The sequence below is a fragment of the Synechocystis sp. LKSZ1 genome (assembly GCF_040436315.1).
Classification (GTDB): domain Bacteria; phylum Cyanobacteriota; class Cyanobacteriia; order Cyanobacteriales; family Microcystaceae; genus Synechocystis.
Window position 1 is genome coordinate 2,411,974 of sequence record NZ_AP031572.1, and the last position, 23,634, is coordinate 2,435,607.

The following is a 23,634-nucleotide window of genomic DNA, read 5'->3' on the forward strand; positions in this document are numbered from 1 at the left end:
TCCGCTTTCCGATGGCAATATTTAAGGTTTTCTATTTCCATTAGACCATTTTTTAGTATAAACAGCTACATTTTTAGTCCTGGCCCTGATGTCTTCTTGCTCTCCCCGGCCGGAAGAAGTCCACCAGGCCCTTTAAAATGGAACGAGCCTCTCAGCGACCGTTAACTCTGTTTTTCTCGACTATGACCACGCCCCCCGTCCTCAGCGGTAACGAAATTCGCCAGAAATTTTTAACCTTTTTTGCCGAGTGCCAGCATCAAATTTTGCCTAGTGCTTCTCTCGTTCCCGAAGATCCAACCGTTCTCTTAACCATTGCCGGGATGTTGCCCTTCAAGCCCATTTTCCTCGGCCAGCAAGCGCCGGATTTCCCCCGAGCCACGACGTCCCAGAAATGTATCCGTACCAACGATATTGAAAACGTCGGTCGCACGGCTCGCCACCACACCTTTTTTGAGATGCTGGGCAATTTCAGCTTTGGTGATTATTTCAAAAAACAAGCCATTACCTGGGCCTGGGAACTTTCAACTCAAGTTTTTGGCCTGCCCGAAAATCGCTTAATCGTCAGTGTGTTTGAAGAAGATGACGAGGCCTTTGCCCTCTGGCGCGACGAGATCGGCATTGCGCCCCACCGCATTCAACGCATGGGGGCCGATGATAATTTTTGGGTGTCGGGGCCAACGGGACCCTGTGGGCCTTGCTCGGAAATTTACTACGACTTCAAGCCAGAACTGGGGGATGCTCACATTGATCTCGAAGACGACAGCCGCTTTATCGAATTTTATAACCTCGTCTTCATGCAGTACAACCGCGATGCCGAGGGTAATCTGAGTCCCCTACAAAAGCAAAATATTGATACCGGCATGGGCCTAGAGCGCATGGCCCAAATCCTCCAGCAAGTTCCCAACAACTACGAAACCGATTTAATTTTTCCCATTATTCAAACCGCGGCCCAGCTCGCTGGCATTGATTATGCTCAAGCAGACGAAAAAACCAAGGTTTCCCTCAAGGTGATTGGCGACCATGTTCGTTCCGTGATGCACATGATGGCTGATGGCATTACTGCCTCTAACATTGGCCGGGGCTACGTCCTCCGGCGTCTAATTCGTCGCGTGGTGCGTCATGGCCGCTTAATTGGTATTGAGGGGGAATTTACCCTGCCCGTTCTAGAAACGGCCATGCAGTTGGCCGAAGCGGTTTATCCCAATGTGCGGCAACGACAAACGGCCATTCAGCAGGAATTACAACGGGAGGAACAGGCCTTCCTCAAGACCTTGGAACGGGGCGAAAAATTACTCGCTGAAGTCATGGGCCAGGCCCAGGGTCAAATTTCGGGGGCAGATGCCTTTACCCTCTACGACACCTACGGCTTCCCCTTGGAATTAACCCAGGAAATTGCCGAAGAACAGGGCCTGACTGTTGACGTAGCTGGCTTTGAAGCAGAGATGAAACAACAACAGGAACGCTCTAAGGCGGCCCATGAAACCATTGATCTAACCGTCCAGGGTAGTTTAGATAAACTGGCAGAGCATATCCATCCCACCACCTTTATCGGTTATCACCAGGCCCAGAGCGAAGCTCAAGTGGTCGGGGTTTTGGTCAACGGCAAACTAGAAGACGAGGCCGAAGCTGGCACGCTGGTGCAAATCATTCTGGATCAGACCCCCTTCTACGCCGAATCTGGGGGCCAAATTGGCGACCGGGGTTATCTCAGTGGCGATAACTTAGTCATCCGCGTTGAAGATGTTAAAAAAGAATCGGGGATTTTTGTCCACTTTGGCCGGGTCGAACGGGGCCGAGTCTTCCAGGGCCAAACGGTAACGGCTACCATTGACCGGGCTTGTCGGCGGCGGGCCCAGGCCAACCATACCGCCACCCACCTCCTGCAATCGGCCCTAAAAAAAGTCGTCGATGATAATATTTCCCAGGCCGGTTCCCTGGTGGACTTTAATCGACTGCGCTTTGACTTTAATTGTCCCCGGGCCATCACCAGTGCAGAACTTCAGCAGATCGAGGATTTAATCAATACCTGGATTGCCGAGACCCACGACACCCAGATCGCCGTTATGTCCATTGAAGCGGCCAAGGCCAAGGGGGCCATTGCCATGTTTGGGGAAAAGTACGGTGCGGAAGTGCGGGTGATTGATGTTCCCGGTGTTTCCATGGAACTCTGCGGTGGAACCCATGTCCGCAATACGGCGGAAATTGGCCTGTTCAAAATTGTCTCGGAAGCAGGCATTTCTGCGGGGGTGCGTCGCATCGAAGCGGTGGCCGGCCCGTCAGTACTGGCTTACCTCAATGTGCGGGAACAGGTGGTTAAAGACCTAAGTGATCGTCTCAAGGCCAAACCGGAAGAAATTCCGGAACGGATCACGGCCCTGCAACAGGAACTCAAACAAAATCAAAAAGAACTGGAACGAGTGAAACAGGAACTGGCCCTGGTGAAATCGGAGCAATTACTGAGCCAGGCTGAGGCCCTGGGAAGCTTTAAATTATTGGTTGCCGACCTGGGCAATGTTGATGCCGAATCCCTTAAAACCGCCGCCGAACGTCTTCAGCAAAAACTCGGAGAAGGGGCCGTGGTGCTGGGTTCTGTGCCGGAAGCGGATAAGGTCAGTCTGGTGGCGGCCTTTAGTCCCCAATTGGTCAAGGAGAAAAAGCTCCAGGCGGGCAAATTCATCGGCCAAATTGCCAAACTCTGCGGTGGGGGCGGTGGGGGCCGGCCCAATCTGGCCCAGGCCGGTGGCCGGAACCCCAGTCAATTACCAGAAGCGCTGAAAGTGGCCCAGCAGGAACTTCGTCAGGCCCTGCAATAGTCAAAACCCGGCCCTTGGCTCAGACAACGGGGTCGGGGAATTGGGGAATAGACGCAATCAGCTTCTGGGTGTAAGCACTCTGGGGGGCCGTGATGATGTCCTGGGCCGGGGCAATGGCCTCGGCTAATTGGCCTCGATTCATGACCATAATGCGGTCGCTCATAAACCGCACCACACTCAAGTCGTGGGAAATAAAAATGTAGGTGAGTTGCCGCTCCCGCTGGAGGTCTTTGAGGAGGTTGAGCACCTGGGCCTGTACCGAAACATCTAGGGCCGACACTGATTCATCACAAATAATGAAACGAGGATTCAGGGCCAGGGCCCGAGCAATGCAAACCCGTTGACGTTGGCCCCCCGATAGTTCGTGGGGATAGCGATGGAACCAAGCGGGGTCGAGGCCCACCCGTTCCAATAGCTCTGCCACCCGCTGACGTTGTTGTTTTGGTCCACCAACCTGATGGATCTGCATCGGTTCCTGGATGGCCTGGCCAATGCTCAGACGCGGATTCAGGGAACTGTAGGGATTTTGAAAAATAATTTGCATCTCTCGACGCAGGTGACGCAAGCGAGCCGAACGCCGGGCCAGGGCCGTTAATTCCTGTTGGTCAAACCAAATGCGGCCGGAGCGGGGCGTAATCAAGCGCAAAAGGGTTCTCGCTAGGGTTGATTTACCGCACCCCGATTCCCCCACCAAGCCAAGAGTTTCTCCTGGATAGACCTGAAAGGAAATCTGGTCTAGGGCCTTAAATTTGCGGGACTGCCCCCCTAGTCTGGCCCGGCCAAATTCCACCGTCAGGGCCTCGACTTGGAGCAAGGGCGGTTGGGCCATTAGGCCCTGGAGTCGGGTTTGTTCAGCTTCGGGGGTAACTAGAATGGAGGCCGGGGGCTCTGCTGGGCTTCCTAAAAAATCTGCCACCGTGGGTAGTTGGGCCAATTGGGGTTGCAGACGGGGACGACAGGCCAAAAGGCCTTGACTGTAGGGATGCTGGGGATGGTGGAGAATCTGGTCTTTTTCCCCCTGCTCTACGATCTGGCCCTGGTACATGACGGCAACCTGGTCAGCAATTTCGTTGATCACCCCCAGGTCATGGGAAATAAAGACCAAGGACATGTCTCGATGGGTTTTACACAGATCCCGTAGTAGGCGTAAAATCTCGGCCTGAACCGTCACATCCAGGGCCGTGGTGGGTTCATCAGCAATCAGCAGGGTCGGATTACTGGCAATGGCCATGGCGATCATCACCCGCTGGAGTTGGCCCCCGGATAATTCGTGGGGATAGCGCTTCAAAAGGGCCAGCTTGCGTTGGCGAATATAACGCTTGAGCTTAATCAGGACGGAACCGGCATCGTGGGGCCCCAGGGCCAAAAATTCCGCTTCCAGGGCCTCGTCTCTAGGCAATACCTGGACTTCCTGTAGGAGGGCCATAGCCTGGTTTTGGGCCTGCTCAGCCGTTACTTGTTGGTGCAGACGAATGGCTTCAATAATTTGAAAACCAATGCTATAGACCGGATTGAGGGAACTCATCGGCTCTTGGAAAATCATGGCCATTTGGCCGCCGCGATAGCGTCTTCGCTCGGCTTCCGCTAGGGTGACAAGGTTGACGGTCGGCCGGTCGGCCTTGCCCGCAAACCAAATCTCACTGGTGGGTAGCACTCGGCCAGGAGCCGGGACCAAGCCCATCAGGGCCAGGGCCGTCACGGATTTGCCGGAACCCGATTCCCCCACTAAACCCAGTACCTGGCCCCTTTGTAGCTGAAAATCAATGCCCTTGACCGCCGCTAACCGCTGGCCGGGGGGGCCAAATTCCACCTGTAAGTGACGCACCTCTAGAATTAAGTCAGCCATCGCGGTTTAGGACAAAAGAATCTCAAAATTGTAGCGGATCTTCTGGACTCTCCAGCGCTGGAGGGGGAGGAGACGCGAGACGCGGTTCCGGAGTGGGCAGGTCTTCGTAGGCCAAATAAACGGCCTCTAGAAACAGATCTGGCGCTAAATCCGGGGAAAATTGACTAAATTGGATAATTTCCTGCACCTGGGTCTGGAGTTTCTGACTAATATTCTGGCGGGCTGTTGCCAGCATTTCTCGGCGATTAAGCAAGTACTGACGCACAATGGCCAATTGTTCAGGGGATAACTGCCCCAGGTTACTGTGAATCTGCAAGCGTTGGGCCAGGGGTCGGGCCCGTTCTAGGGTTGCGAGTAATTTGGGGGATTGCTGACGGCGAGGAACAGTAGTTTCCTCAATCACCAAGGTTCCCGCCAGCCAATCACCAATGCGTTTTTCTTGACGACTAAAAATAATAAAAAACATGCCGATGTAGAGCAGGTCATCAATGGGCCGCAGGAGGGCCCGCAGGGTAGCTTGGGCCAGGCCGATGGGACGGCCATCATCCCGAATGACTCGAATTTTCACCCAGCGCTTACCGGGGGTTTGGCCCTGCCAAAGGGTTTCAAAACAGACGAAATAGCCGACGTAGAGGGCAAACAGGAGGAGTAATTGGATGGCAAACAACCACAATTCCCAGCCGGCAATGCCACTGAACCAATCCTCTAGAGCAAAAAAACAAATCAACCAGACCAGCATCAGGGCAATGATCATGACCCCAAGAAAGAGGTAATCGAGGAGCAGGGCATAGAGTCGATTGCCAATACCCGCCAGGCGAAAATCTAGTTCCACACTTTCCGGGGTTTGCAGGGTGTAACGATTAAAAAGAGCCATGGCTAACGGGCCTGTTTAAGGGTGCGCGTTTCTTCTAGAATACGCTCAATGTCTGTTTCCGAAAGCTTTTGGATATAGTTGAGCTTGAATTCTTCTAGGAATTCCACCAAGAGCTGCTCTATTTTTTCGAGGTTATGGGCCGCCTGGAGTTCTCGGTTTAGGCTTTGGTTAAAGGTGGTGCCAATTTGAGCCAAGAGTTGCTCCGCTTGGGGGTCTTCCTGCAGGAGGCCCTGGAGAGCCAAGATAAGCTGCTGATAAATATTATTGACCAGTTGGCCAAGGACTTGGGTCTGTATTTCTCTCATACCGGGCCAATGCTGAAGGGTCTTGTAGGTCGGGATTTGTTGGCAAGCTTGCTGGAGATTATAGACCAGCCAAGTTTCCACATCTGGGGTTAAACTCGGTAGAACTTTTTCCACCATCATCGTCCCCAAAATACGGCTGATGTCAACGATTTCATTGCGATTATTGAGGTCAATGTAGGCCCTGGTTCCCTCTTGCCATAGCCATTGTCGCAACTGGCCCTGTTGAATCAGTTGCTGAATCTGACTAATCAATCGGATGATGATCACTTCAGTCATTTCTTCGGCAATAATGGCCACGAATCCCTGCACCGCTTGACCGCGAATTTGGGCTAAGTTAATCAGTCTGGCCTGATCTAGTCGAATCAGTAAAGGAATAATCCGTAACCAGCGGAATACGGGTAATAGCAAGAAAACATCGTACCAACGCCACAGCATGGCATCCCACCAGCTCACCCCTCGATAGCGTTGACTGATCAGACGAGTCCGCACCAGAAAATCGACTAGGAAAATGACGAAAAAAGGAAAATCTAGGAGGGGAAAATTATCCACAGGTTGGCCATTTTCACCAATAGCCCGAAAGTAATTACTGGCGATTAACGGACGAATTTGTTCATCAAAAAACTTCAATTCCTGGCGAGACCCCTTTTCCAGCAAATAGGCCTTGCTCCAAAACCGCTCAAAGGCCTGCGTTGCAGAAGCATCCTTGGTGCCGAAAACATGGAGACGCATCTTATTCTTAATCCGTTCTAGGGTTCCCGTTTTATTCGCAACCTGGAAGGGATTTTCAGCAATCATTTGTTGGCTTTGCTCCCGGAGTTGGGCCAGGATGGTGTCGATCTCCGTCTGGGGCCGGGCCGGATTTCCCTCTAGGGCCCGTTGGTCAATTTCAGCGGTGAGCTGATCCACTAAGGCCAAATAGGCTTCGGTACTGCGGTAGGGTTCAATGCCTTTGACCCAGTCGTAGGCGGGGGCCACGGAAATGGGCAGGATGCGGAGAGGTGGATTGGGGATCTCCTTTTCCCAAGGGCCAATTTTGAAGGTAATTTGGACGCGGCCCTGGAGCCAAAAATCCCGCAGAGGAATGTAGCTTAGGTCAAATAAAACTAACAAATAGTTGACCAACACCAGCAGGGCCAGGCCCCGTTCAAACCAGAGGGGAACGGCAAGGCGCGTGGGCTGACGAGGAGAGACAGAGGGCTTATTGACCATGGGCTGGAAGCGGTCCGACGGATCCTAGATATCTGGCTACGTCACCATTTTAGGCGGGTTACGGAGGGAATTTTTCTAGGACAAACCAGGAACTCGCTAACGGAAAATATTGACTTTGCGCAAAAGCCAATGCCCGATAAGATAGAGTAACTCTTTTTGCAAATGCCTTCAGTACCCGTGGAAGTTTTCGTTTACCATACGCCGGAATTAACCCCAGCCGATACTTTACCCGACTGTGCGGTTGTGATTGACGTTCTACGGGCCACCAGCACCATTGCCACTGCCCTCAAGGTGGGAACCTGCGCCGTACAAACGTTTAGCTCCTTAACCGACCTCGTTAATGCGAGTCAGCAATGGCCAGCCTCCCAACGCTTGCTAGCGGGAGAACGGGGCGGGGCCAAAGTGGAAGGCTACGACTTGGGTAATTCTCCCCTGGATTGCACACCGGAATTAATGGCGGGGAAAAGGCTTTTCTTAAGTACAACCAATGGCACCAGGGCCCTGCAACGGGTAACAGAGGCTAAAACCGTCCTGGCCGGTGCGCTAATTAACCGTCAAGCCATTGTTAACTATCTCCTCGATCACCAACCCCAAACCCTGTGGCTCTTAGGTTCCGGCTGGGAGGGGGGCTACTCCCTCGAAGATACGGTTTGTGCAGGGGCCATTGCCAGCCTATTAACCCAGACCGCTAGCTATCAAGTGGGTAATGATGAGGTGATTGCCGCCATTGCCCTGTACCAGCAGTGGCAAGACCGTCTGGGGGAACTTCTGCAACAGGCCAGCCATGGCCAACGCCTGCTCCGCCTCGGTTGTAACCAAGACCTCCACTACTGTGCCAGCCTGGATATCTTGGATATTGTCCCGATGCAGATGGGCCCTGGCTTGATGATGACGTTTTAGAAGCGGTTTTGAAGGTTTTATTTTGCGCCTAAATCCCTTCACCAGGGAGATGTCCTCGTTGCTCAGGGGAGTGTAACGGCAGACATTTAGACCTTGGTGGCCCGGTTGGCACTGGCCTCCACCGCCCTGACCTTTTTGCCTCGCCAAAACAGCCGCAGGGGAGATCCTTGAAAACCGAGTTGCTTACGGAATTGGCCCTCAATGTAGCGACGATAGTTGTCGTTGAAGCGCTGGGGGTCGTTGACAAACAAAGCAATGGTGGGAGGCTGAGTGGAGACCTGGGTGCCGTAGTAGATTTTGCCCTGTTTACCCTGGCGCGTCGTCGGGGGAGAATGCCAACCCACGGCCTCTTCTAGGACTTCGTTGATCACGGCGGTACTGACTCGCCGACGGTGACTTTCCGCCGCCACATCCACCGCATCCAGGATTTTTTGCACCCGCTGGCCGGTCTGGGCACTAATAAAAATCATTTCGGCCCATTCCATGAAATAGAGACGGGAAAGGAGGTCTTTTTGATAGTCGTAGATGGTGTAGTTATCCTTCTCTACCGCATCCCATTTATTAATCACTAAAATGACGGCCCGGCCCTCTTCAATAATTCGTCCCGCCAGTTTCAAGTCTTGCTCTGTGACCCCGTCTAGGACATCTAGTACAAACAGCACCACATCGGAACGACGAATGGCCTTGAAGGAACGATTAATACTAAAAAACTCGGCTCCGTAGTCCACATTTTTTTTGCGGCGAATCCCAGCCGTGTCGATCAAGCGGTAGCGTTGGCCGTTTCGTTCCACCACAGTATCAATGGCATCCCGCGTCGTCCCGGCAATGGGACTGACAATGGCCCGCTTTTCCCCCGTCAGGGCATTGAGCAGGCTGGATTTCCCCACATTCGGCCGACCGATAATCGCCACCTTAATTTCATCCGGTTCGGCATCGGGGTCAATGATCGGCAGATGGTGCAAGAGGGCATCCAGCAATTCTCCGGTGCCACTGCCATGGATGGCAGAGATGGGAAAGGGTTCTCCCAGGCCGAGTTCCCAAAACTGGGCCGCTTGGATTAGGCCCTGGTCAGGGGATTCACACTTATTCACGGCCAAAATCACAGGCACCGATTGATGGCGCAACCACTGGGCAATTTCCTCATCACTAGGGGTCGGGCCACTCTGGCCATCTACCACCAAAATGGCTACGCGGGCCTCCGCCAGGGCCAGGCTGGCCTGTTCACGGATTTGAGGCAGAAATTCACTATCATCATCAAATACTAGGCCCCCGGTATCCACTACTTGGAACTCCCGGTCTAACCAAAAGGCGGGACGGTAGGTACGGTCTCGGGTAATCCCCGGCTGGTCGTGAACAATGGCCTGCTGATTACCGGCCAAGCGGTTGACCAGGGTCGATTTGCCCACATTAGGCCGGCCAATAACAGCAACAATCGGGAGAGGCATAGGGAAATAGTCGTGGAGGTGAGGATTTTTCCGAAACTCCAGTCTAGCAGGAAACGCTAGGGGCCTCTTTTCCCCCTTGACAATGGACGCTAGTTCTGGGAAGACAATTGTTGTTTGAGGATTTCTAGGGCCGACCAGCGCTGATCACGCAGGGCCTCGCCCGGGGGAGGAACAGGGGCCTGACAGGCCTTGCCACAGAGGCGTCGTAGGGGATGGGCCAGCATTAATTGTTCGTAGAGCCACTTCTCGGCATCAAAGTGGCCATCGGGGGGGAGTGTCTCCGACAGGTCTTCCCAGGCCAATTCCCGTTCTGCGCCGGGCACTTCCTCTCCTTGGGTTTTATCCAACCAGATCAATTCAGACGTTTCGACCACTAGACGGTGGTTATAGTTCTGGATACAGCGGTCACAGAGCAAGGTCACAATTGTTTCAGCTTTCAGGGTCACTTCCAAAAAGGTTCCTCCATGGCGCACCGTCAATTCTCCCCGCACAGGGGTCAAGGTTTCCAATTCCGGCACCATCTGATCCAGGTAGAGGGTCTGCCGGGTCTGGGGCATCTTCAGTAAATGGGGAATGTAGATCGGTTGCATGGGTGACACCGTCAAAGAAATAAATAAAACCATGGGCAAGGTGGTTGCCGAGGGCTGATTGGCCGCCTCCCCACGAAGAGCATCGAAGCGGCCAGCTCCACACCCCCGACCCTAAGGATTCGTTTCTGAGGAGGATGGGGCTGGAGGAGCAGCATTTCTTTCACGCTCGACTTCTGCCTGGAGGGCCTCCCGTTCCGCTGGTGTCATATTGTCCCAACGCTTTTGGATCATGGCCTCCTCATAGTCCTTGATTTGCTGATGGTAGGTCATGTCGTGGGTAAATACCCGAAAAATATAGGACAACAACCAAAGCACCAGGCCCCCGACCAGAACCGCCTGAGTCCAAATCCCGGCTTTTTGGCTATCTACCCCAAGACCTAACAAAATGGCGTACACCAGTCCCCCGGAGAGGAAAAAGCCTAGCCCAATACCGAGGGCATCAATCCGTCGCATCGTCGTTTTAGCCTATGAAGAAATGAGTATCAGCGTCCCTAAACCGCCCGGCGTTGAGGACGAAAATTCAAAATCGGGCTTAGCAGGAGCATCCCCGGAAAAGAGAAAAAGACCAGGAAGTACATGATCACTCGTTCCACGGAGCTAGCTACATACCAGCGACTATTGAGGTAGAAATAGACCACGGCTGGCAAAACCAGCAGATACACGCCACTGAGGACAAGGTAAAGTAGGGCCAGGAGGCCCGTATCTGAAATGATTAGGGGCAACAGAGCATTCATATTGGAGAGGTTGACAATCGGTCTGCTCTAAACTGTAGCTTATTTCGCCTAGAACTTCGATCGCGGTTGCCAATAAAGTGAGGACAACTCAGTTCCCCTCGGCCAGCATGGAGAAAGGAATGAGAGCAAGGATAGAAGGGTTTCCTGCTGTTTTGAAATGACGGTAGGTGTCTGTGTGCTTGACAAAACGTTGATTGAGCCAAGAAAATAATAGATTGTGTGTCTAATGCCCGGCTCGGATCAGGTTCAGGCATCATCATCCAAATCCACTGTTTTTGGGCAGTTGGATACCTGTACGGCAAATTACTAAATAAAATCCACCATGAGTTACGCCATTATTGAAGCTGGGGGCACCCAGTTACGGGTAGAACCCGGTCGCTTCTACGACATCAATCGTCTAGCAGGAGAACCTGAAGACGCCTACGTGATTGATAAAGTACTGCTCATTAACAACAATAACGACATTAGTGTTGGCCAGCCCTTTGTGGCCGGGGCCACCGTTGAAGGCGAAATCCTTTCCCACCGTCGGGGTCGCAAAATTATTGTTTACAAAATGCGCCCGAAGAAGAAAACTCGCAAAAAACGGGGCCACCGTCAGGAACTTACTCGTTTGTTGATCAAGTCCATCAGTATTAATGGTCAAGCGATTGCAGCAGTCAGTGACGAAGATTTGAAGAAACCCGTGCTGGGGGCTTCGGAAGAAGACTAGATTACTCTCTATAATTTGGAATACAACTAGGAGTTAGCAAAGACCATGGCTCATAAGAAAGGAACTGGCAGTACCCGTAACGGACGGGACTCAAATTCTAAGCGTCTCGGTGTCAAACGCTACGGTGGACAGGCGGTCACTGCAGGCAGTATCCTGATTCGTCAGCGGGGCACCCAGGTTCACCCCGGCGAAAATGTCGGTCGCGGTAGTGATGATACCCTCTTTGCCTTGATTGATGGCGTTGTGAAATTTGAATACAAAACCCGCAGTCGTCGCAAAGTTAGCGTCTATCCGGTAGCCACCGAGGCCTAAGTTCTTAGGCTAAAAACCTTGATAAGGATAGGAATGGGGTAGGTCTTTGACCTACCTTTTTTTTGATCGGGGAGTGGCCCAGCGGAAGACTATGATAAAAAAGAAGTTTCAGATTGATGTTGCATATCTAGACTGTGATGGTAAACCAAGCCCCGTCCGCTCCTGAGCCAATCCAACTACTCCGTACCAGTGAATCGGAACAACTCAAAAAAATTCGTCATACCACCTCCCATGTGATGGCGATGGCTGTGCAGAAGCTCTTTCCCCAGGCGCAGGTTACCATTGGTCCCTGGACAGAAAATGGCTTCTACTACGACTTTGATATTGATCAGCCCTTTACCGAGCAGGATTTGAAGGCGATTAAAAAGGAAATGATCAAGATCATTAATCGGAAACTGCCTGTCCTGCGCGAAGAAGTCTCCCGAGAAGAGGCCCAGCGGCGTATTGAGGCCATCCAAGAACCCTACAAGCTAGAGATTTTAGCCAGTATCCACGAACCCATTACCATCTATCATCTGGGCGACCAATGGTGGGATTTGTGCGCTGGCCCCCACCTGGAGAATACGGTCGAGTTAAATCCTAAGGCCATTGCCCTGGAAAGCGTGGCTGGGGCCTACTGGCGGGGCGATGCCAATAATGCCCAATTGCAACGCATCTATGGAACGGCCTGGGAAACCCCCGAACAACTAGCCGAATACCAACGCCGTAAGGAAGAGGCCCTGAAGCGGGACCACCGCAAATTGGGTAAAGAACTGGGCTTGTTTATGTTTGCCGATGCCGTCGGGCCAGGCCTACCCCTCTGGACGCCTAAAGGAACGATTATTCGCTCTCTGCTGGAGGATTTTCTCAAACAGGAACAGATTAAACGGGGGTATCAGCCGGTCGTGACCCCCCACATTGCCCGAGTGGATCTTTTTAAAACCTCGGGCCATTGGCAGAACTACAAGGAGGATATGTTCCCGTTGATGGCGGAGGATGCGGCCAGTGCGGCCCAGGAACAGGGTTTTGTACTCAAACCGATGAATTGCCCCTTCCATATCCAAATCTATAAACATGAACTGCGCTCCTACCGGGATTTACCCTTGCGCTTGGCAGAATTTGGCACCGTCTATCGTTTTGAACAATCGGGGGAACTAGGGGGCCTGACCCGAGTCCGGGGGTTTACCCAGGATGACTCCCACCTATTTGTTACCCCGGATCAATTGGAAGCGGAATTCCTCAGTGTCGTAGATCTGATTTTGTCGGTGTTTCAGAGCCTCCAACTCAAGAACTTCCGGGCTCGTCTCAGTACCCGTGACCCGGCTTCTAATAAGTATATTGGCGCTGATGAGGCCTGGCAAAAAGCAGAAAATGCCATTCGTCAGGCCCTCGACCACAAGGGCATGGCCTATTTTGAGGCCCCAGGGGAAGCGGCGTTCTACGGGCCAAAACTCGATTTCATTTTTCGGGATGCCTTGGAACGGGAATGGCAGTTGGGAACGGTTCAAGTGGACTACAATCTCCCCGAACGCTTTAACCTGGAGTACATTGCCCAGGATGGCTCCCGTCAACGACCCGTGATGATTCACCGGGCCCCCTTTGGTTCCCTAGAGCGACTCATTGGCATTTTGATCGAAGAGTACGCCGGAGATTTTCCTCTCTGGTTAGCCCCGGTGCAGATTCGTCTCTTACCCGTCAGTGATGAGCAACGGCCCTTTGCCCAGGCCGTAGAAAAGCAAATGCGGCTTGTAGGAATTCGAGCCGAAGTGGATAGCAGTGGCGAACGCTTGGGCAAGATGATCCGCAACGCGGAGGTTCAAAAAATTCCAGTCATGGCCGTGGTGGGGGCCAAGGAGGTCGAGGCCCATAGCCTCAATGTCCGGACGCGAGCCGCTGGAGAATTAGGGGCCCTGCCGATAGAGGATGTCATCACTAAAATCCAGGCCGCGATTGATCAGCATCAATCCTTCTAGGCTTGTCTAGGGAGTGGTTTTGCGCTTGATGGGCTTCGGTAAGGGCCGTCGCGGTTTTGGCTTCGGTAGCTCAGCGGTCGAATGTAGAGGACGGGGGGGCAGACTGTCCCCTTGGCCAAGGGGGCGTCGGGAGCGCTGAGGGGGGAAGGAGCGTGGCGTTGTGGGTCGTCGTTCGGAGCGGGGACGGATAATGAATCCGAGATCTTGAGCAGACTTCAGCACAAAGGTCTGGCCTTGGAGTTGGGCCTCCATCGACCAGAAACGGCCGACGGGCCGAGCCGAGAGGGTTCCTCGGATACGCACTTTAAAGAAAGAAGCCTTTTCACCGCTAGCTTTGGGGGATTGCCGGACTTTAACCACAATCAGTTGTTCTGCCGGGGCGACAAAAACCACCTCACCCCGGATGGAAAAATAACCCTTTTGTTGTTCTGCGGGTAAAGGAGGGGAAGAGGATGATAACGACAGTGGTATCTTAGAAACGCCGGGCCCTAGGGTCTGGGGATCCCAAATACCGGCCAGTTGGAGGTGGAGGTGATTGTCTTCGTCCCGAGCCCGAGGATAGACAATCCAGAGATGAGGTTGAGATAAGTTGAGGTGTTTTTTAAACAGGCTCAGCATTTTCCCCAACATGACTGCTTCAATAATGGCTCCGTCCTCTGTGGCTAAGACTCCCCGTGTTGGATACTCTTCACTGGGATAGTACTGTCCATACACCAATCCAATGGCCCGAAATTGTCGCGGATGACTCGGGGGGGGAATCGGATGTTGACGCTCGGGAAGGAAAAAGTCGGTCATGACAGCAAAGAAAGGACAACATAAGGAAGCAACTAGGCCTATTCTAGGGGAGAAGCCAGGGCCGACAGAAGTTGGCTATGCTGGAAGCTAATGACTTGGAACGGAGAACTAATAATGAAGGTGTCGCAACCCAAACGGAGTCGTTGGCTTTATCTTGGCTTGGGCTTAATGTTAACCGCTCTCATTTTATTTTCTATCTTGCCGTTGGCCACCAGTATCTGGCAACAGAGCCAAACTAATTCTAGTACGGGAGTGACCTCGGAAGCGGTCAAACGCTTAGAAAATCAGGCCCTGGGTTATCAAATGATCCTAGAGCGAGAACCCGGTAATCTTAACGCTCTCCAAGGCCTGCTAGAAACTCGCCTCCAACAAGGGGATCTGACCAAAGCCCTAATCCCCCTAGAGCAACTGGCCCAATTACAGCCGGAACAAATACAGTACAGTATTCTGCTGGCTCAGAGTAAACAGCAATTACAGGATGAAGAGGGGGCCGCCCGTATTTATCGTAATCTCCTAGCCAAACAACCCGACAGCTTACCGGCCCTCAAGGGTCTCAGCGATCTTTACTTGGCTCAAAACCGTCCTCAAGAGGCCATTGCCACCGTCCAAGCCGCCATTACCCAAAGTATCCAGGCCCAAGGCAATCGCTCCGATTTGAAGAACCCGACGAATATCACCTCTTTGCAGTTACTTCTAGGGGAAATTTATCTCCAGCAAGAGCGGCCCCAGGAAGCTATTGCTCTCTACACGGCCGCCCATCAACTCAATCCCCAGGACTTTCGTCCCGTTTTGGCCCAGGCCATTGTACTCAAGCAACAGAAGCAGGACAGCCAGGCCAAGCCCTTATTTGATAAAGCCGTGGGCCTAGCGCCGGTAGAATACAAAGAAGCGATTAAGCAAATGGCTGTATCTACGCCGGCCGCCTCTACGCCAAAGCATTAGGTTCTGTTGTCAGCACTTCTAGGTATTGGCTCTCTACCAAAAAAACACCCCGCTCGAAGCGAATGCTCCAATAGCCAGCGGGACGGCGCTCCAATACTCGGCCTTCCTCTCCAATACCCACGAGATCCGGTGGGCGGAGCATAGGCATCGGGTCTGCGGTTTTAAAATAGGTCGGCCGGGCGATTAATCGGACGTTACTGCCAACACTCAGGGGGATCTCAGACATAGGATTTTATGATTCTTCCCGTTAGTTTAAGTCTAGATTAGGCACAAATGCCTGGACTTTTGAATACTTCTAAGATTTTTCCCGATTGATTATGCTTGATTTCCCAGAAACTCTGACGGCTATTCCCCAGGCCCCGCCTGATTTTAAATCGGGTTTTGTCGGTATCCTTGGCCGGCCCAATGTGGGGAAATCGACGCTGATGAACCATCTGGTGGGGGAGAAAATTGCCATTACCTCCCCGGTGTCTCAAACGACCCGTAACCGCCTCAGGGGAATTTTGACAACGGAGCAGGCCCAGATAATTTTTGTGGATACACCGGGGATCCATCGCCCCCACCATGAATTAGGCAAAGTACTGGTCAAAAATGCAGAACGGGCCATCAATAGTGTGGATATCGTTCTGTTTGTGGTGGATAGCGCCGTACCCTTAGGGGGGGGAGATCGTTATGTTGCTGAGCTACTGAGCCGGGCCAAAACCCCTGTGATTTTGGGGCTCAATAAAGCCGACCAACAAGGAAAGGATGCTCCAGAACTTGATCAAACCTATCAAGCTCTAGCGGAAGCCCAGGCCTGGCCTTGGTGCAAATTTTCCGCCTTGACAGGGCAGGGCCTAGCCGACCTCCAGCATCTTCTCCTAACTCATTTGGAACCCGGCCCCTACTACTATCCCCCCAGCCTCGTAACCGACCAGCCAGAGCGCTTTATCATGGCGGAGCTCATTCGCGAACAAATTCTCCTCCTAACTCGCCAGGAGGTGCCCCATTCTGTGGCCATTACCATCGAAAAAGTGGAAGAGACCCCCGAGCGCACCCACGTCTTTGCCGCTATTACCGTAGAACGGTCTTCCCAGAAGGGAATTTTGATCGGGAAAGAGGGCAGTATGCTCAAGGAGATCGGGCGTGCCGCCCGTCAGCAAATGCAAAAGTTGGTGGATGGTGCTGTTTTTCTAAAATTGTTCGTCAAAATTGAGCCGAAATGGCGTCAGTCTCGCCAGCAGTTGTTAGAATTTGGATACCGCGTTGAAGATTGAGACCGGAACGAGAACAGGGCCAGCTTTTTGGGGCGGCATTCTGTTTCTCCTTTCCCTGAGGTGAATCAATCCAATTCGACCCTAGAGCCTTGCCTGCCCCGTTGACTCTGACAGGATTAAATCATGATGAATAGTGACCCCCAAGCCACGCCAGCGATCGACAATTGGTTTGAAAATGACATGGAAGGGTTATTTCAGGATTTAGAGTCGGCAGACCAGCCAGCAGCTTCAGAAAATCTCGATGAATTCAACGACTTAATGGACTTTTTTGATGATGACCCCGTCTCATCTGTGACGGATTTTGGCCTGCCCGCAGAGATTATATTAGACCCGGAATCAGAAACGCCTTTTCCCGAGGAGACAGTACCGGTAGAAGATGCCGTGGCAGAAGATTTGCCCCAGCGCATGGTGTTGTCCTTTGATAGCGCGGAAGCAGAACTAGAAGCCCTGTTTGATAACGCTAATGAAGCGGATGTGCAACCCAGTAGCACAGATCCCTACGAGACGGCCAACTGGCTGGAAATTGATCATTTGATGGCGGAACAACCCGTGGCGGAAACCCCGGCCAACCACGATGACTTTGAAAACCTAGACCAGTGGTTTGATCAACAGGTAGAGGAGCAACCGGTTGACCTTAACAGTGCGGCCTTTGCGACGCTAAAACAGCCGGAGGATGCCGAGCTATTATCGGCTTTTGCGACGCTCAAGCAATCCGATCTCGATGACATTCTGAATGTGGCCCGTCAAACCCTACCGGAGAAGATAACGGTTACCCCCTTCGAGAACGAGTTAGATGACCTCCGGGAACTTTTGGGGCTTGAGAGTGAGGCCCCGGCGACCGAGACTGCGGCTCCGTCCCTTGCGTTAGCACCAATATTCTATGATGACTTAGAACAATGGGATAACCTGCTAGCCCAAGGGCCAAGCTTTCCGGTGCCCGATTTATTTAATCCCATCGCCCTAGAAAATCTCCTGAATGCACCGGCTCGAAGCGTCTCGACGCTCCAAGCACCACCGCTGACGCCAATTAAGCGCCCCGTCACGGCAGTAGCGGCCCCCACCGAGGAGATTGAAGATGAATTTAAAGACCTTGAGGCCCTGCTAGAACAAGCCGATCGAACCATGGGCGGCCCTCCCGCCATGGTCGCCGTTGGTGGTCAGCGCCTCCAATCCCGTAGCCGGGCAACAAAGGCCAAGGTCTTTGAGCAGACCATGCGGGTTCCGGTTAAGCAATTAGATAATTTGAGTAACTTAATTGGGGAACTGGTCATTAAACGTAACCGTTTGGAGCAGGATCAGGAACGTCTGCGGCAGTTTCTCGATAATTTACTCAATCAAACGCAAAATTTGAGTGAGGTTGGCGACCGGATGCACGACCTTCATGAACGAACCCTGCTGGAGGGGGCCCTCTTGGCCAGTCGTCAGTCTGCCCGTTACCAGTCCAAAGTGACTTACCCCGGTGATAAAGCCACGGTGCCTGGGGCCAGTACCCTGGCCGACCAACCCTTCGATGCCCTAGAGATGGATCGGTTTACCGGCTTTCACCTCTTGTCCCAGGAGATGATTGAGTTAATTGTTCGGGTACGGGAATCAGCGTCCGATATCCAATACCTGGTAGATGAAACCGACCAGTTGGCCCGTTCTCTGCGCCAGGTCACAACCCAACTCCAGGAGGGGATGACCCAGTCCCGGATGGTGCCCTTCGCCCAGACCGCAGACCGTCTGCCCCGAGCGATTCGGGAAGTGTCCCTCAAACTCAACAAAAAAGTTAATTTAGAGGTTGAGGGGCGAGAGGTGCTGATTGACAAAATGATCCTGGAGCAACTCTATAACCCCATGACCCACCTGGTGAATAATGCCATTACCCACGGCATTGAAACGCCAGAGGTACGGCGTCAACTAGGCAAACTGGATGAGGGTAAGTTGAGCGTCAGGGCCTTTCTCCAAGGCAATCAGACCTTGATCACTGTGGCGGATGATGGGGCCGGCATTGATGCAGAACGGGTGAAACAAAAGGCCATCGAAAAAGGCCTAATTACGGCCCTGGAAGCCCAGAATATGGGGGAACAGGATGTCTATGACCTCCTCTTCCATGCAGGCTTTAGTACTAAAGACAAGGTTGATGACTTTGCCGGACGGGGCGTGGGTCTAGATGTTGTCCGCACGAGCCTCCTAGAAATTCGCGGGGGCGTAACCGTCGATTCCGCCCTTGGCAGGGGAACAACCTTTACCATTCGCCTTCCCATTACCCTCAGTATCTGTAAAGCCCTCTGCTGTTTGAGCGAACGAGCCCGCATTGCCTTTCCCATGGATGGAGTTGAGGACACCAAGGACTACCTGCCCAGTGAGGTCTTCACCAACGAAGAGGGGCAAAAATGTGTGTCCTGGAACGACCAGCCCCTCCCCATCCATCCCCTCGGAGATCTCCTGAGCTATAACCGAATTCTCAGTCGTGGTACTGTTTATGGTGGTGCGCCGGAGGACGATAGTCTGGCCATTGTGATTCTGCGCGGCGGCAGTGGAAACCTTTTGGCCCTCCAGATAGATCAGGTATTGGGGGAAGAAGAAATTGTCATCAAACAAATTGAAGGGCCAGTTCCCAAACCACCAGGGATTGCTGGAGCCACTGTACGCGGCGATGGCAGTATTATGCCCATCGGTGATGTTTTAGAATTGATGGAAATTGCCCAGGGCCGGATGCGCACCGACAGCAGTGGTGGCCTCTGGCGCAAGACCTTAACTCCAGCGGCTAGCGAACTTCAGTTAGAACCAACGGTGCTGATTGTGGATGACTCCATCACTGTGCGGGAATTACTGTCTTTGAGCTTCAGCAAGGCTGGTTATCGCGTAGAACAGGCCCGAGACGGACGCGAGGCCTTGGAAAAACTAAAATCAGGCCTTCCCTGCGACCTCGTCTTCTGCGATATTGAAATGCCGCGCATGAATGGTTTAGAGTTACTTTCCCAACTCCAGGCCGATGAGATGCTAGCCAATCTTCCCGTGGCCCTGTTGACCTCCCGGGGGGCCGACCGCCACCGTAAAATGGCTGCTAAATTAGGGGCCAGCGGTTACTTTACTAAGCCTTACACCGAAAAAGACCTCCTGGATGCTGCTGGCCGGATGCTCCAAGGAGAAATTCTCCTCCCCGGTAGTGTTCGTCAGTCTAATTCCGTTCTCTCTCGCTTTAAACAGGCCAAGCTAGCGGCCCCGGAAGCGTCCCCACCCAAGCTGGAGATGCCCGAAAGTCATCCTCCCCGGGTGTTGATTATTGACGACTCTGTGATGGTGCGGGAAATGCTTTCCTTGACCTTCCGTAAGGCCAACTACATCACCGAGACGGCGCGGGATGGCCAGGACGCCTGGGAAAAACTACGGTCGGGTCTGCCCTGTGACTTGATCCTCTGCGATATTGAAATGCCCCGCATGAACGGTATGGAGTTGCTGGATCGCCTACATGAAGACCCGGAACTCTCCCAAATTCCCATGGCCATGATTACCTCACGAGGCGCCCAAAAAATGCAACGGCTAGCAGCGGAGAAGGGGGCCAAGGGGTATTTTGTTAAACCTTATATTGAAGAGGCGTTGCTCGAAGCCAGTCAGCGACTGTTGGCCGGTGAGGTGTTATTGGATGTCAATGCTCTAGTCGAGGACTAATGTCCGTTTCTCTGCCTGACCAGCTTACTGCATTCATCACTGCCTTACGCTGCCTTAGCCAAGTGGATGTCCAGTCCCAGTGGCGGCTCTGCTCGGCCCTGCCAACGCAACCGGTTGATTCAGTGAGCTATCCAATTGCTCCCCTCAACGACAAGGGCTACATCGTCTGGTCAAAAGGCCAGCAAGTCCAATGGTTGGCCCAATCCTTTACCATTCCTCCGGCCCTCGCCGGTTATCCTCTCCAGGGCCTAGTTTTCCGTTTGGCCCTGACCTGGTGGGCGGAGGATGCTCAGATTTTTGTCCAGGGCCAGCTTGTCCAACAGGGCGACCTCTTTGATTCCAAGGCCCGCATTGTGCTCATGTCCCAGGCCCAACCAGGAGAAACGATCACCGTTGCCCTACGTCTGGTGAGTCCTGGCCATGATATTGGGGCCTTGATGCAATCCCAATTGTTGTACGAGCGGGATTATCCGGCCCTCGACCCTGGTTTCGTCGCTGATGAACTGCAAGTACTGGCGGAGTATCTGGCCCGCTTTGCTCCTGAGAATTTGCTTCAACTTACCCAAGCAGTAGCGGCCTTTGAGGAAACGTCAGTAGCCGACCCAGAAAATGTTGACCAGGCCCTGGCAGAGTTGCGGCAACAGTTACTTCCCCTCGCGGCAGCAGTGGGCATTAAGCAACGCACCTTTCACCTCCTTGGTCATGCCCACCTCGATATGGCTTGGCTCTGGCCCTTGGCGGAAACCTGGGAAGTTGGGCAAAGAACCTTTCAGTCTGTACTCACACTCCAACAAGAATTTCCTGACCTGGTGTTTGGTCATACCAGCCCGGCCCTCTATGAATGGATTGAGCAAAACCGTCCGACTTTGTTTGCCCAGATCCAACAGGCGGTTAAAGAGAACCACTGGGAACTTTTGGGCGGGATGTGGATCGAACCCGATGCCAATCTCCCCTCCGGCGAGTCCCTGGCCCGGCAACTCCTCTACGGTCAGCGCTATTTTCAATCTCGTTTTGGTCGGGTCAGTCGAGTGGCCTGGCTACCGGACAGCTTCGGTTTCTGTAGTCAACTACCGCAATTACTAGCCCAGGCAGGAATTCCCTATTTTGTCACGGCTAAACTGCATTGGAATGATACAACGCTCTTTCCCCATGGGGTTTTTAACTGGCGTTCCCCGGATGGTAGTCAAGTGTTGACGGTGATGGGGCCGCCTAATGTAGCGGGGGTGATGGATACCCGACCCTTGGTTATGACCCAGTATGCCCTCGATTGGGAACCCCAAACTGGCCTCAAAGACATGCTCTGGCTACCCGGTGTGGGCGATCATGGTGGCGGGCCAACCAAGGATATGTGGCAGGTAAAACAACGCTGGCAGGCCTCTCCTTTCTTTCCGACCCTCGTCAGTCAGCGGGCAGAGGATTATCTTCACCAGATCGAGCAACAACTGAGCCAAAACCCCATAGCAATCCCCACCTGGCAGAATGAACTTTATCTGCAATACCATCGGGGTTGCTATACCAACCATGCCGACCAAAAGGCCTATAATCGCCGGGCCGAGCATCTCCTCACTGAAGCTGAATTATGGTCGGCCTGTGCCACTCGTCTTGCCCAAACGCCCTATCCCCACGATGCTCTGGAAGCGGCCTGGAAAAAAGTTCTGCTTAATCAATTCCACGATATTTTGCCGGGAACGTCGATTCCAGAGGTCTTCGCCCAGGCCAACCAGGATTGGGAAACAGCGATCCAAGGGGCCACGGCCGTCATCCGCCAGGCCTTAACTGAGATTGCCCAACAGATCGCTTGGCCCCGCCCCACCCACCCCCAGGCCCAACCACTTTTGGTCTTTAATGCCCTCAATTGGCACCAAACCGGGGTGATTTCTCTGCCCGTTTCGCCTCAGGATTGGCAGGTCTATGACAGCGAAGGCCAGGCCCTGCCTCAGCAGGCCAGTCATGATCAACATCTGTTATTTAAAACCCCATCCGTTCCCGGCCTCGGCTACCGTAGCTATTGGCTTGTGCCCCAATCCCATCCATCGCTTTCCCTCTCCAGCACAGCAGCCCCTATCCTCGATAATGGCCGGCTCCGGGTTTGCCTGGATGAGGAGACGGGAGAATTAGCGAGTATTTTTGACTACGACCTACAACGGGAGCTGTTGAGTGGGCCGGGGAATCAATTGCAGTTTTTCCAAGACCAGGGCCAGTACTGGGATGCCTGGAACATTGACCCCCACTATGCCCAACACCCTTTACCTAGCGCTCAATTGGAATCCCTGGAGGTACTTGAGCAGGGCCCTCTACGCTGGCGAATTCGTGTCTATCGCACCTTTCAACAGTCCCGCTTCCAGCAAGATTATTGTTTGGAGGCAGATAGTTCCCTACTCCAGATCCAAACCCAGGTCGATTGGCAAGAACGCCAGATTTTAGTCAAAGCCGCCTTTCCCCTGACCCTATGCAGTGATACCTTTACCACCGAGGCCCCCTGTGGTGTAGTCGAGCGCCCGACCCAGCCCCAAACAGAAGCCGAAAAGGCCCAGTGGGAAGTCCCCCACCAGCACTGGGTCGATGTGAGTGATCCAGAACAACACTGGGGCGTTAGCTTGCTCAATGATAGTAAGTATGGCTGTGATCTCCAGGGCCAACAAATGCGCTTAACCCTGCTCCGGGGGAGTCTCTGGCCCGATCCCGATTCTGACCGAGGCGACCATTCCTTTAGCTATGGCTTCTATAGCCATCGAGGCAATTGGCGCGATGGAAAAACTGTTCAAAAGGGCTATGCCTTTAATCGTCCCCTGCGACCCTGGTATCCAAAATCAACATCCTCTAGTGGCACCTTAGCTCCGACTCAATCCCTGTTGTCTCTGGGGGCCGACCATCTGTGTTTGCTGGCCCTGAAGCGAGCAGAAGCTTCCGATACCACTTGGATTCTGCGGGTCTATGAAAGTTTAGGGCAACCTGCTGATTTCATTTTTGAAAATGCTTTAAACCTCCAAGTGGCCGCGAGGGTTAACCTTTTGGAAGAAGCCACTGAGTCATCTCATCGAGTTAATCCCTGGGCCATTGCCAGTTTTGCTCTACAGGCCCTGGACTAATCTTCGTGGTCTTCGAAGGGGTCACTGAGTTCCGCCGAGGGGGGCCCAAAGGCGGTGTAAACAGAAAAACCCGTAATGGCTACGAGAATAACAGCGAAGGTGATACCAACAACGATGGCAGGTTCCATAGGGTCTAGGAGAGGGTTAATTGATAATGATGCCTGTTCTCCTATATTATGGCAGAAGATTAAAAATCTAAATTTAGCGAT

19 protein-coding genes are annotated in these 23,634 nt (G+C 53.0%); 9 read left to right on the forward strand and 10 right to left on the reverse strand.

Translation table 11 applies throughout. The annotated features are described in order from the left end of the window. Positions 1 to 182 precede the first annotated feature (182 nt). Positions 183 to 2,813 (forward strand): alanine--tRNA ligase, encoded by a 2,631-nt coding sequence (gene alaS / locus ABXS88_RS10985; protein ID WP_353672090.1) that lies wholly within the window; start codon positions 183 to 185, stop codon positions 2,811 to 2,813. A 19-nt stretch (positions 2,814 to 2,832) separates the two neighbouring features. Here alaS and ABXS88_RS10990 read toward each other — a convergent pair whose 3' ends face one another. From ABXS88_RS10990 to ABXS88_RS11000, 3 genes are read right to left on the reverse strand one after another with little or no spacing between them, the layout of a single operon-like run. Beyond that, entirely contained in the window at positions 2,833 to 4,659 is a 1,827-nt protein-coding gene (locus ABXS88_RS10990; RefSeq protein WP_353672091.1) for an ABC transporter ATP-binding protein, read from the reverse strand. Between the two features lie 22 nt (positions 4,660 to 4,681). Further along, positions 4,682 to 5,533, reverse strand: a complete 852-nt coding sequence (locus tag ABXS88_RS10995) for an RDD family protein (RefSeq protein WP_353672092.1) — start codon at positions 5,531 to 5,533, stop codon at positions 4,682 to 4,684. Positions 5,534 to 5,535: 2 nt separating this feature from the next. Further along, positions 5,536 to 7,047, reverse strand: coding sequence for a hypothetical protein (locus ABXS88_RS11000; RefSeq protein ID WP_353672093.1), 1,512 nt, complete (start codon positions 7,045 to 7,047; stop codon positions 5,536 to 5,538). Positions 7,048 to 7,224: 177 nt separating this feature from the next. Between ABXS88_RS11000 and ABXS88_RS11005 the strand changes: the two genes are divergently transcribed. Continuing rightward, a complete protein-coding gene (locus ABXS88_RS11005) occupies positions 7,225 to 7,947 on the forward strand; it encodes a 2-phosphosulfolactate phosphatase family protein (RefSeq protein ID WP_353672094.1) in 723 nt (240 codons plus the stop codon). An 86-nt stretch (positions 7,948 to 8,033) separates the two neighbouring features. On the opposite strand, the gene der is transcribed toward ABXS88_RS11005, so the two are convergent. The 4 genes from der to ABXS88_RS11025 form a co-directional block, all read right to left on the reverse strand. After that, on the reverse strand, positions 8,034 to 9,392 hold the full coding sequence (gene der / locus ABXS88_RS11010; RefSeq protein ID WP_353672095.1) for a ribosome biogenesis GTPase Der: 1,359 nt from the start codon (positions 9,390 to 9,392) through the stop codon (positions 8,034 to 8,036). Positions 9,393 to 9,481: 89 nt separating this feature from the next. Beyond that, positions 9,482 to 9,982 (reverse strand): YceD family protein, encoded by a 501-nt coding sequence (locus tag ABXS88_RS11015; RefSeq protein ID WP_353672096.1) that lies wholly within the window; start codon positions 9,980 to 9,982, stop codon positions 9,482 to 9,484. A 111-nt stretch (positions 9,983 to 10,093) separates the two neighbouring features. Further along, positions 10,094 to 10,435, reverse strand: a complete 342-nt coding sequence (locus ABXS88_RS11020; RefSeq protein WP_353672097.1) for a DUF3007 family protein — start codon at positions 10,433 to 10,435, stop codon at positions 10,094 to 10,096. A 38-nt stretch (positions 10,436 to 10,473) separates the two neighbouring features. Further along, on the reverse strand, positions 10,474 to 10,716 hold the full coding sequence (locus ABXS88_RS11025; RefSeq protein ID WP_353672098.1) for an NAD(P)H-quinone oxidoreductase subunit L: 243 nt from the start codon (positions 10,714 to 10,716) through the stop codon (positions 10,474 to 10,476). A 322-nt stretch (positions 10,717 to 11,038) separates the two neighbouring features. Between ABXS88_RS11025 and rplU the strand changes: the two genes are divergently transcribed. The 3 genes from rplU (at position 11,039) to thrS (ending at position 13,689) form a co-directional block, all read left to right on the forward strand. Then, positions 11,039 to 11,425, forward strand: a complete 387-nt coding sequence (rplU, locus tag ABXS88_RS11030) for a 50S ribosomal protein L21 (protein WP_353672099.1) — start codon at positions 11,039 to 11,041, stop codon at positions 11,423 to 11,425. A gap of 45 nt (positions 11,426 to 11,470) precedes the next feature. Further along, positions 11,471 to 11,737 carry a 50S ribosomal protein L27 gene (gene rpmA / locus ABXS88_RS11035; protein WP_353672100.1) on the forward strand — a complete coding sequence of 89 codons (267 nt, stop codon included), beginning with the start codon at positions 11,471 to 11,473 and terminating at the stop codon, positions 11,735 to 11,737. A gap of 137 nt (positions 11,738 to 11,874) precedes the next feature. After that, positions 11,875 to 13,689, forward strand: a complete 1,815-nt coding sequence (thrS, locus tag ABXS88_RS11040) for a threonine--tRNA ligase (protein WP_353672101.1) — start codon at positions 11,875 to 11,877, stop codon at positions 13,687 to 13,689. Positions 13,690 to 13,695: 6 nt separating this feature from the next. On the opposite strand, the gene ABXS88_RS11045 is transcribed toward thrS, so the two are convergent. Next, a complete protein-coding gene (locus ABXS88_RS11045; RefSeq protein WP_353672102.1) occupies positions 13,696 to 14,484 on the reverse strand; it encodes a hypothetical protein in 789 nt (262 codons plus the stop codon). Between the two features lie 114 nt (positions 14,485 to 14,598). On the opposite strand from ABXS88_RS11045, the gene ABXS88_RS11050 reads away from it, so the two are divergent. After that, entirely contained in the window at positions 14,599 to 15,426 is an 828-nt protein-coding gene (locus tag ABXS88_RS11050) for a tetratricopeptide repeat protein (protein ID WP_353672103.1), read from the forward strand. Here ABXS88_RS11050 and sipA read toward each other — a convergent pair. Further along, on the reverse strand, positions 15,410 to 15,652 hold the full coding sequence (gene sipA / locus ABXS88_RS11055; RefSeq protein ID WP_353672104.1) for a regulatory protein SipA: 243 nt from the start codon (positions 15,650 to 15,652) through the stop codon (positions 15,410 to 15,412). The two genes, ABXS88_RS11050 and sipA, sit on opposite strands and share 17 nt — an antisense overlap. 91 nt (positions 15,653 to 15,743) lie before the next feature. Here sipA and era point away from each other — a divergent pair, with 91 nt between their 5' ends. The 3 genes from era (at position 15,744) to ABXS88_RS11070 (ending at position 23,425) form a co-directional block, all read left to right on the forward strand. After that, positions 15,744 to 16,682 (forward strand): GTPase Era, encoded by a 939-nt coding sequence (gene era, locus ABXS88_RS11060; RefSeq protein WP_353672105.1) that lies wholly within the window; start codon positions 15,744 to 15,746, stop codon positions 16,680 to 16,682. Positions 16,683 to 16,805: 123 nt separating this feature from the next. Further along, complete coding sequence (locus ABXS88_RS11065; protein ID WP_353672106.1) at positions 16,806 to 20,336, forward strand: hybrid sensor histidine kinase/response regulator; 3,531 nt, start codon at positions 16,806 to 16,808, stop codon at positions 20,334 to 20,336. After that, positions 20,336 to 23,425, forward strand: coding sequence for an alpha-mannosidase (locus ABXS88_RS11070; protein WP_353672107.1), 3,090 nt, complete (start codon positions 20,336 to 20,338; stop codon positions 23,423 to 23,425). Before ABXS88_RS11065 ends, ABXS88_RS11070 begins: the two co-directional genes overlap by 1 nt. Here the strand turns inward: ABXS88_RS11070 and psbN are convergent. Next, positions 23,422 to 23,553 carry a photosystem II reaction center protein PsbN gene (gene psbN, locus ABXS88_RS11075; RefSeq protein ID WP_353672108.1) on the reverse strand — a complete coding sequence of 44 codons (132 nt, stop codon included), beginning with the start codon at positions 23,551 to 23,553 and terminating at the stop codon, positions 23,422 to 23,424. The genes ABXS88_RS11070 and psbN overlap by 4 nt on opposite strands. Positions 23,554 to 23,634 lie beyond the last annotated feature (81 nt).

Bases quoted from the DNA above. Each gene is read 5' to 3' on its own strand.
- psbN (WP_353672108.1), bottom strand. From the start codon at position 23,553: ATGGAACCTGCCATCGTTGTTGGTATCACCTTCGCTGTTATTCTCGTA.
- rpmA (WP_353672100.1), top strand. From the start codon at position 11,471: ATGGCTCATAAGAAAGGAACTGGCAGTACCCGTAACGGACGGGACTCA.
- ABXS88_RS11015 (WP_353672096.1), bottom strand. From the start codon at position 9,982: ATGCAACCGATCTACATTCCCCATTTACTGAAGATGCCCCAGACCCGG.
- ABXS88_RS11070 (WP_353672107.1), top strand. From the start codon at position 20,336: ATGTCCGTTTCTCTGCCTGACCAGCTTACTGCATTCATCACTGCCTTA.
- der (WP_353672095.1), bottom strand. From the start codon at position 9,392: ATGCCTCTCCCGATTGTTGCTGTTATTGGCCGGCCTAATGTGGGCAAA.
- ABXS88_RS11050 (WP_353672103.1), top strand. From the start codon at position 14,599: ATGAAGGTGTCGCAACCCAAACGGAGTCGTTGGCTTTATCTTGGCTTG.
- ABXS88_RS11000 (WP_353672093.1), bottom strand. From the start codon at position 7,047: ATGGTCAATAAGCCCTCTGTCTCTCCTCGTCAGCCCACGCGCCTTGCC.
- ABXS88_RS11020 (WP_353672097.1), bottom strand. From the start codon at position 10,435: ATGCGACGGATTGATGCCCTCGGTATTGGGCTAGGCTTTTTCCTCTCC.
- alaS (WP_353672090.1), top strand. From the start codon at position 183: ATGACCACGCCCCCCGTCCTCAGCGGTAACGAAATTCGCCAGAAATTT.
- ABXS88_RS10990 (WP_353672091.1), bottom strand. From the start codon at position 4,659: ATGGCTGACTTAATTCTAGAGGTGCGTCACTTACAGGTGGAATTTGGC.
- rplU (WP_353672099.1), top strand. From the start codon at position 11,039: ATGAGTTACGCCATTATTGAAGCTGGGGGCACCCAGTTACGGGTAGAA.
- ABXS88_RS10995 (WP_353672092.1), bottom strand. From the start codon at position 5,533: ATGGCTCTTTTTAATCGTTACACCCTGCAAACCCCGGAAAGTGTGGAA.
- sipA (WP_353672104.1), bottom strand. From the start codon at position 15,652: ATGTCTGAGATCCCCCTGAGTGTTGGCAGTAACGTCCGATTAATCGCC.
- era (WP_353672105.1), top strand. From the start codon at position 15,744: ATGCTTGATTTCCCAGAAACTCTGACGGCTATTCCCCAGGCCCCGCCT.
- ABXS88_RS11045 (WP_353672102.1), bottom strand. From the start codon at position 14,484: ATGACCGACTTTTTCCTTCCCGAGCGTCAACATCCGATTCCCCCCCCG.
- thrS (WP_353672101.1), top strand. From the start codon at position 11,875: ATGGTAAACCAAGCCCCGTCCGCTCCTGAGCCAATCCAACTACTCCGT.
- ABXS88_RS11065 (WP_353672106.1), top strand. From the start codon at position 16,806: ATGATGAATAGTGACCCCCAAGCCACGCCAGCGATCGACAATTGGTTT.
- ABXS88_RS11025 (WP_353672098.1), bottom strand. From the start codon at position 10,716: ATGAATGCTCTGTTGCCCCTAATCATTTCAGATACGGGCCTCCTGGCC.